Raw genomic sequence first — 6,805 nt, 5'->3', positions numbered from 1 at the left:
GGTAATCCCCCCATTTTTTGGAGCACTCAAAAGTAGAGGTCATGCGGCCTGTGCCAAGCGCTGTTTCGGCGTGTAGCCGCCCAGCGCCATATTGGGCCGCTCATGGTTATAAACCCACAGCCAGTTCGTGGCAAATTCCTGTAACTCATTCAGTGACTCAAACAGGTAATGGCCCAACCAGTCGTAACGCACAGTGCGGTTAAATCGCTCTATGTAGGCATTCTGCTGCGGGTTGCCTGGCTGGATATACCTCAGCGCAATCCTCTTCTGCTGCGCCCATTGCTTGAGCTCTTCGCTGATGTATTCCGGACCATTATCACAGCGGATAGCGGCTGGTTTGCCCCGCCACTCGATGACCTGCTCCAGCACCCGTTTGACTCGCGAGGCAGGCAAGGAAAAATCCACCTCGATGCACAGTGCTTCGCGATTGAAGTCATCGATCACATTAAACAACCGCACCGAACGACCATCGCTGAGCTGGTCATGCATAAAGTCCATCGACCAACAGTGATTCGGTTGGTCAGGGACTGCCAACGGCTCCGGCTTGGCCCGCACTAGCCGCTTCTTGGGTTTTATCCGCAGATTGAGCTCTAGCGCCCGATAGATCCGGTAGACCCGCTTGTGGTTCCAGCCAAAGCCTTTGACGTTACGCAGGTACAGGAAGCACAGTCCGAAACCCCAGTTGCGCTGGTTGGCGGTGAGGCGCAGCAGCCAGTCGGCAATCTCCTGGTTTTCATCAGCCAGCACGGGCTGATAACGGTAGCAACCCTCGCTCACCTTGAACACCTGGCAAGCCAGACGGATAGAAATGGCGTAATGAGCCACAGCCTTGGTCGCCATCTCCCTGCGGGCAGATGGCGTCACCACTTTTTTGCCATCGCCTCGGAGATGATCTCAGCCTTTAGGCGCTCCTCGGCATACATCTTCTTAAGGCGACGATTTTCCTCTTCCAGCTCTTTGAGGCGCGCCATGAGAGAGGCATCCATGCCACCGAATTTGGAGCGCCACTTGTAGAAGGTGGCGGAGCTGATGCCATGCTCACGGCAGAGCTCAGGGACGGGTGAACCAGACTCGGCCTGCTTGAGGATGGCGATGATCTGTGCATCGCTAAAGCGTGATGTTTTCATGTAGAACCTCCTGCGTTCAAGATACGAGAAAATTCTACTTATGAGCACCTCAGTTTTTCGGGGGGATTACCCGCCCTCGCCCGCCACCGGCTCGAGGCCCGCCACCTCACCCTGGAGATCACCGAATCCACCGCCATGGAGAACGCCGAGGAGAGCCTGGCCATCCTCAATCGCCTGGCAGAGCTTGGGCTTGGCATCTCCATCGATGACTTCGGCACCGGCTACTCCAGCCTGCTCTACCTCAAGCGCTTCCCCGCCAACGAGCTCAAGATAGACAGGGGCTTCGTCGCCACCCTGGCGCACGAGGGGGACGATGCCACCATCATCGGCGCCATCATAGCCCTGGGCCAGGCCCTGGGGATGCGCATAGTGGCCGAAGGGGTGGAGACCCCGGAGCAGCGCACCCTGCTGACTCAGCTCGGCTGCGACACCCTGCAGGGCTATCTGCTGGGGCGCCCCATGCCGGGGGAGCAACTGCTGGCCCACTGCGAGGCGCCATTCCCTACGCCTGAGTGGCACAGCTTGCCCGCCTGATCCTGCCAGGCGGGGGCAGAGCCGCCCGGGGGCAGGGACGATTCTGCCGCGCTCGGCCTGCTCCCCTGCCTCGTACGCCTTCAAATTGCGCCTCTCGCTAAATCGGGTCGGCCGCCCCAACAAAGAGTCGAATATTGCTTTCCGTCCCCTGCACAGGCGGCAAACAGGGAGACCGTTCGACGAGTGGCAATCACATCAAGGCAACGCCGTGCAGCCGAGGAGCACAGATGGAGATGGGCAAGAGACTGTTTGGCCGCAAGACAAACGGCTGACAGGAAAAACAGAAGGTGGCCATCGCGGCACATTGCCCGATGGCCATGAGACAGTCCTGCTCAGCAGCGGGCCAGTTGCTGGAGCATGGCGATCAGCTCCTCTTCGCTGCCGGGCTCATAGGCCAGTTGCAGGCTGGGCGCCGCGCCCCCCATCAGCATGTAGACCTGGGTGCTGCAATGATCGTAGTGATACCACTTACCGTCGATACAGAGGTCGGTATAGCATCTCGGGTCCCTTTTCAGTTCCATATGCACATCCTTTTGTTACATCCCATCAACATCACTCCTGACCGTAAAATAACCGGTCCGAGTCCCATTTGATGTGGATCAAGGGAAGCGGCAGGCGGGTGCAGAAATCTGCCGGATCTGTGGCCTGCCAGAGCCCGGGCCCGCTCCTGCTCTCCAAATGAAGAGGGGGATTCGCCTCGCTACATCACCGGATGGGCGGATCCTGACAACAAAAACGGCGCCCGAAGGCGCCGTTTTTCATTCCCGTCTTTGCAGCGACGGGGCGAACCAGCCTGTGGCTTATTCGTCTTCCAGGTAGGCGTAGCCTTGCAGACCCAGCTCCAGCTCGTCGAGCAGGGCCTTGCGGGTCGCGTCGTCCAGCGCCGGGTGGGAGACGATCCGCTGGTAGTTCTCGCGGATAACTGACGGGTCGATGTTGACGTAACGCAGCAGCTGATCGACGGTGTCGCCGCGCACCACGTTGCGAATGTCCATCTTGCCTTCGTCGTCCAGCCACACTTCCGCGCAGTGGGTGTCACCGAACAGGTTGTGCAGATCTCCCAGGATCTCCTGGTAGGCACCCACCAGGAAGAAGCCGACGTGGCACTCTTCGTTCTCGCCGTACTCCGGCATCGGCAGTGTGCTCTCGACACCCAGACCGTCGACGTAGTGCTCTACCTGACCGTCGGAGTCACAGGTGATGTCCATCAGGATGCCGCGGCGGGTGAGCGGACGCTCGAGGCCGGTGAGCGGCATCACGGGGAACACCTGACCTATGCCCCAGGCATCCGGCAGGGACTGGAACAGGGAGAAGTTCGCGAAGCACTTGTCTGCCAGCTTCTCGGAGAGCTCGTCGGCCAGGGCGCGGTGGTTGCGGTTGACCGGGTTGAGCAGCTCCTTGAGCGCCAGGCAGGTGTTCTGGTGCAGCATCTCGGCCCAGGCGCGCTGCTCCAGGTTCAAGAGACCCATGGTGAACTGGGCGTTCACATCCCCGAGGTCGGCCACGGAGTCGTGGAAGATCTCCAGCAGGGAGGGATCTTCACTGCGCAGGTCCAGCCAGCCTTTCCACATGTTCTGCAAGATGGTCGGGGCGTCTTCATCCGGCGCGTGAATGTCGTTCACTTCCACCCCTTCGGCACCAATCAGATTGGTGACCAGCACGGCGTGGTGGGCGGTCAGGGCACGGCCGGACTCGCTGATGATGGTCGGGTGCGGCAGGTCGAACTCGCGGCACACATCGCCTATGCCCCACACCACGTTGTTGGCGTACTCGGACAGGCTGTAGTTGGCGGAGCAGTGGCTCTGGGAGCGGGTGCCCTCATAGTCCACACCCAGGCCGCCGCCCACATCGACCACGTCGATGGGCACGCCCAGGCGACGCAGTTCGGCATAGAAGCGGCCGCACTCACGGATGCCGCCCTGGATGTCGCGGATGTTGGCTATCTGGGAGCCCAGGTGGAAGTGCAGCAGTTGCAGGCAATCGAGCTTGCCGAGGCTGCGCAGACGCTCCACCAGCGCCAGGATCTGGGAGGCGGAGAGGCCGAACTTGGACATGGAGCCACCGCTCGATTCCCACATGCCGGAGCCGGTGGAGGCAAGCTTGGCACGCACCCCTATGTTGGGCTTGATGTTGAGGCGAACTGACTCGTCCAGCACCATTTCCAGCTCGGAGGGTTTCTCCACCACTATGTAGACCTTGTGGCCCATCAGGTTGCCCAAGAGGGCGTGGCGGATGTATTCACGGTCCTTGTAACCGTTGCAGACGATCACGGAGCCTTGCTCATGATGATGGGACAGCACGGCCAGCAGCTCCGGTTTGGAGCCGGCCTCCAGCCCAAGCCGCGGCTTGTCGCTGTAGGACTGACTGATGGTCTCGATGACGCGACGCTGCTGGTTTACCTTGATCGGGTAAACGCACAGGTAGTCCCCTTCATAGCCTGACTTCTCGATGGCCTGACCGAAGGCGTTGAACAACGCATCGACCCGGCTCTTGAGGATGTCGGGGAAACGCAGCAATACCGGGGTAGTCAGTCCGGACTGGCGCAGCTGTTCGATGGCCTCGGACAGCACTATATGCGCCCCGGGACGAGACTTGTCGGGGGAGACGGTCACATGACCGGCGTCATTGATATTGAAAAAACCCGCACCCCAGTAGGGAACGTTGTAGACCTTCAAGGAGTCCTTGCTGGACCAGTTAGTCATGGGCTATGCCTCGCAAATGAGCGGCCAGAAGGCCGCCTTCGTTACCCTCAATCACATCCAGACCATCGATTGCAACATGCGGCGAGCAAAGGCTGCCTGCGGGCACCCGGTGCGTCACGGCCAGCGGGGGAGGCGTTGTCGCCTGACCCTGGGCCTTGTCACAGCCAGATCCTCTATTGCACATCGCGGCAAGCCAAGGCTGCCTGGTGGATCTTGGGAAGTAACGAGTCTTGATGTGGGGCTGGTGGCTTTACATCAAGCTCAACGGTATGCGGTGCCACTCTAATGGGGCGCCGCGGTACTTTGATGACAACCGGCATCAGCCACGCCGTTCGTTCATCATTCGGCAGCCATCCCGACAGAAGGAGAGAGGTTCAAGGAAGAGAAGGGTAGACGTCAGCACGCACGCGTGTTGATAAACGACAACCACCACAGCCCGCTCAACGCCAGTGACCGCCCATGACAAGGGAAGATGATGAGCCGTTGGCCCACTCGGTCAGTAGGTGATGAGAGTCTGTTGTTCTCCCTGATACCGGAGCCTAACCGGTATTAAAGAAACCATTCCCCAGCAGTGTCTGTCGTTTCTGCGTGCCTCGCCCTATAGGCGTCTGATCCTGTCGGTGTCTGGCGGCCTCTGCCTGCTCAGGGTTACCCTCGGATCGGCGCGGAGTGTACACACTTACCGGCGCCACTGACAATAAAAAATCGTGTTAAAAAATGGGTTTTGATCGATGGGTCAAATCTTGCTGCCAGCAAGGCTGGCTCTGGGATGGCGAGGGATGAGCCCGCTCGGGATTGGCCCTGAAAATAACAGGGGAACCGGCCATTTTCCCCCACCCCTTGCCAGTGCTGGGCCGGGGGGAAATTCAGTCCTTTCGCATATGCATGACCAACTTTAAATTCGGAATTTTTATTCAAAACACCTTCAGATTGGGCCCCCCTCCCCCAGCACCCCCCACGAGATCCCTGCCCAAGAAATTCATCAAAAAATGCGCTGACGCAATAATCAGGCTGGCCGTCTTGTCCACAATGGTCCCTCTTTTGTGGTTTGAGGCCTGCCAATGGATACCCTGCTTGAGCGTTTTCTGCGTTACCTGACTTTTCATACCCGCTCCGATGCGACCAATCCTGCCTGCCCCAGCAGCGAGGGCCAGCTCGTCTTCGCCCGCGCCCTCTTCGAGGAGATGACCCAGCTGGGGCTGACCCAGGTCACCCTGGACGAGCACGGCTATCTCACCGCCTGCCTGCCGGGCAACCAGCCGGATGCGCCGGCCATCGGGCTCATCGCCCACATGGACACCGCCGATTACGAGGCAGCGCAGGTGGTGCCCCAGATAGTCGAGAATTATCAGGGGGGCGACATCTGCCTTGGCAAGGGGGACGAGGTGCTGGCCATTCGCCAGTACCGCTGCCTGAAAAACTACCTGGGGCAGGATCTCATCACCACGGACGGCACCACCCTGCTTGGGGCCGACGACAAGGCGGGCATCGCCGAGATCCTCACCGCCGCCCAGTACCTGCTGGCCAACCCCGACATCCCCCGCGGGGATCTCTGGATAGGCTTCACCCCGGACGAGGAGATAGGCCGCGGCGCCGATCTGTTCCCCTTGGACAGATTCCCGGCCAAATGGGCCTATACCGTCGATGGGGGTGAACTGGGCGAGCTGGAGTATGAAAACTTCAACGCCGCCAGCGCCACTGTGCGCATCACAGGCAACAACGTGCACCCCGGCACCGCCAAGGGCAGCATGATCAACAGCCAGACCCTGGCCGCCCGCTTCCACGCGGAGATGCCCCCCGAGCAGACCCCGGAGTGCACGGCAGGGTATGAGGGCTTCTTCCACCTGGCCCGGATGGAGGGCACTGTGGAGCAGAGCACACTGCACTACCTCATTCGCGACTTCGACGACGACCACTTCGCCGCCCGCAAGGCCCAGCTCAAGGAGCGGGTCGCCTCCTTGCAGCTCGACTGCCCCAAGGCGCGCATCGAGCTGACGATAGAGGACAACTACCGCAACATGCGCAGCCAGATAGCGCCGCACATGCACATAGTCGAGCTGGCCAGGGCCGCCATGGAGGCCGCCGACGTGGTCCCCAAGATCAAGCCCATCCGCGGCGGCACCGACGGCGCCCGCCTCTCCTTTATGGGGCTGCCCTGCCCCAACCTCTTCACCGGAGGCCACAACTTCCACGGCAAGCACGAGTTCATCCCGCTGCAATCCATGGAGAAGGCGGTCGCCACCCTAGTGGCTCTGGTGCGGCTCACCTCGGCCTGGCGGGAGCAGTGACGCCGCCTGAACGGGGCCGGGCCGAGGGAACGCAATAACGGCGACATGAGCGGGGTCGGGTGAGAGCAATAGCGGCAACATGAACGGGGCCGGGTAAGAGCAATAACGGTGTTATGAGCGGGGCCCTGCGCCCCGTCATCAAACCGTCACACCG

5 protein-coding genes are annotated in these 6,805 nt (G+C 60.7%); 2 read left to right on the top strand and 3 right to left on the bottom strand.

Annotated features, from left to right (window positions below; genetic code table 11):
• Positions 1–39 precede the first annotated feature (39 nt).
• Positions 40–1,127 (bottom strand): IS3-like element ISAs22 family transposase gene (locus tag AB5Y91_RS13845; protein WP_088821966.1). Its coding sequence is split into 2 segments (ribosomal slippage): positions 40–875 and positions 875–1,127, totalling 1,089 coding nucleotides; the frame shifts between segments, so codons are not numbered across the junction.
• A 21-nt stretch (positions 1,128–1,148) separates the two neighbouring features.
• Here AB5Y91_RS13845 and AB5Y91_RS13840 point away from each other — a divergent pair.
• A complete protein-coding gene (locus tag AB5Y91_RS13840; protein WP_368170050.1) occupies positions 1,149–1,661 on the top strand; it encodes an EAL domain-containing protein in 513 nt (170 codons plus the stop codon).
• A gap of 332 nt (positions 1,662–1,993) precedes the next feature.
• On the opposite strand, the gene AB5Y91_RS13835 is transcribed toward AB5Y91_RS13840, so the two are convergent.
• Together AB5Y91_RS13835 and speA are read right to left on the bottom strand one after the other, a co-directional pair.
• On the bottom strand, positions 1,994–2,182 hold the full coding sequence (locus tag AB5Y91_RS13835; protein WP_139746065.1) for a hypothetical protein: 189 nt from the start codon (positions 2,180–2,182) through the stop codon (positions 1,994–1,996).
• 279 nt (positions 2,183–2,461) lie between these two features.
• Positions 2,462–4,363 (bottom strand): biosynthetic arginine decarboxylase, encoded by a 1,902-nt coding sequence (gene speA, locus AB5Y91_RS13830; protein ID WP_163138130.1) that lies wholly within the window; start codon positions 4,361–4,363, stop codon positions 2,462–2,464.
• A 1,061-nt stretch (positions 4,364–5,424) separates the two neighbouring features.
• Between speA and pepT the strand changes: the two genes are divergently transcribed.
• A complete protein-coding gene (gene pepT / locus AB5Y91_RS13825; protein ID WP_368170047.1) occupies positions 5,425–6,651 on the top strand; it encodes a peptidase T in 1,227 nt (408 codons plus the stop codon).
• Positions 6,652–6,805 lie beyond the last annotated feature (154 nt).

Source organism: Aeromonas sp. R4-3, from assembly GCF_040908275.1.
In the GTDB taxonomy this organism is placed as follows: Bacteria; Pseudomonadota; Gammaproteobacteria; order Enterobacterales; family Aeromonadaceae; genus Aeromonas; species Aeromonas rivipollensis.
This window is presented reverse-complemented; position numbering and strand designations above follow the sequence as displayed.

Bases quoted from the DNA above. Each gene is read 5' to 3' on its own strand.
- speA (WP_163138130.1), bottom strand. From the start codon at position 4,363: ATGACTAACTGGTCCAGCAAGGACTCCTTGAAGGTCTACAACGTTCCC.
- AB5Y91_RS13835 (WP_139746065.1), bottom strand. From the start codon at position 2,182: ATGGAACTGAAAAGGGACCCGAGATGCTATACCGACCTCTGTATCGAC.
- pepT (WP_368170047.1), top strand. From the start codon at position 5,425: ATGGATACCCTGCTTGAGCGTTTTCTGCGTTACCTGACTTTTCATACC.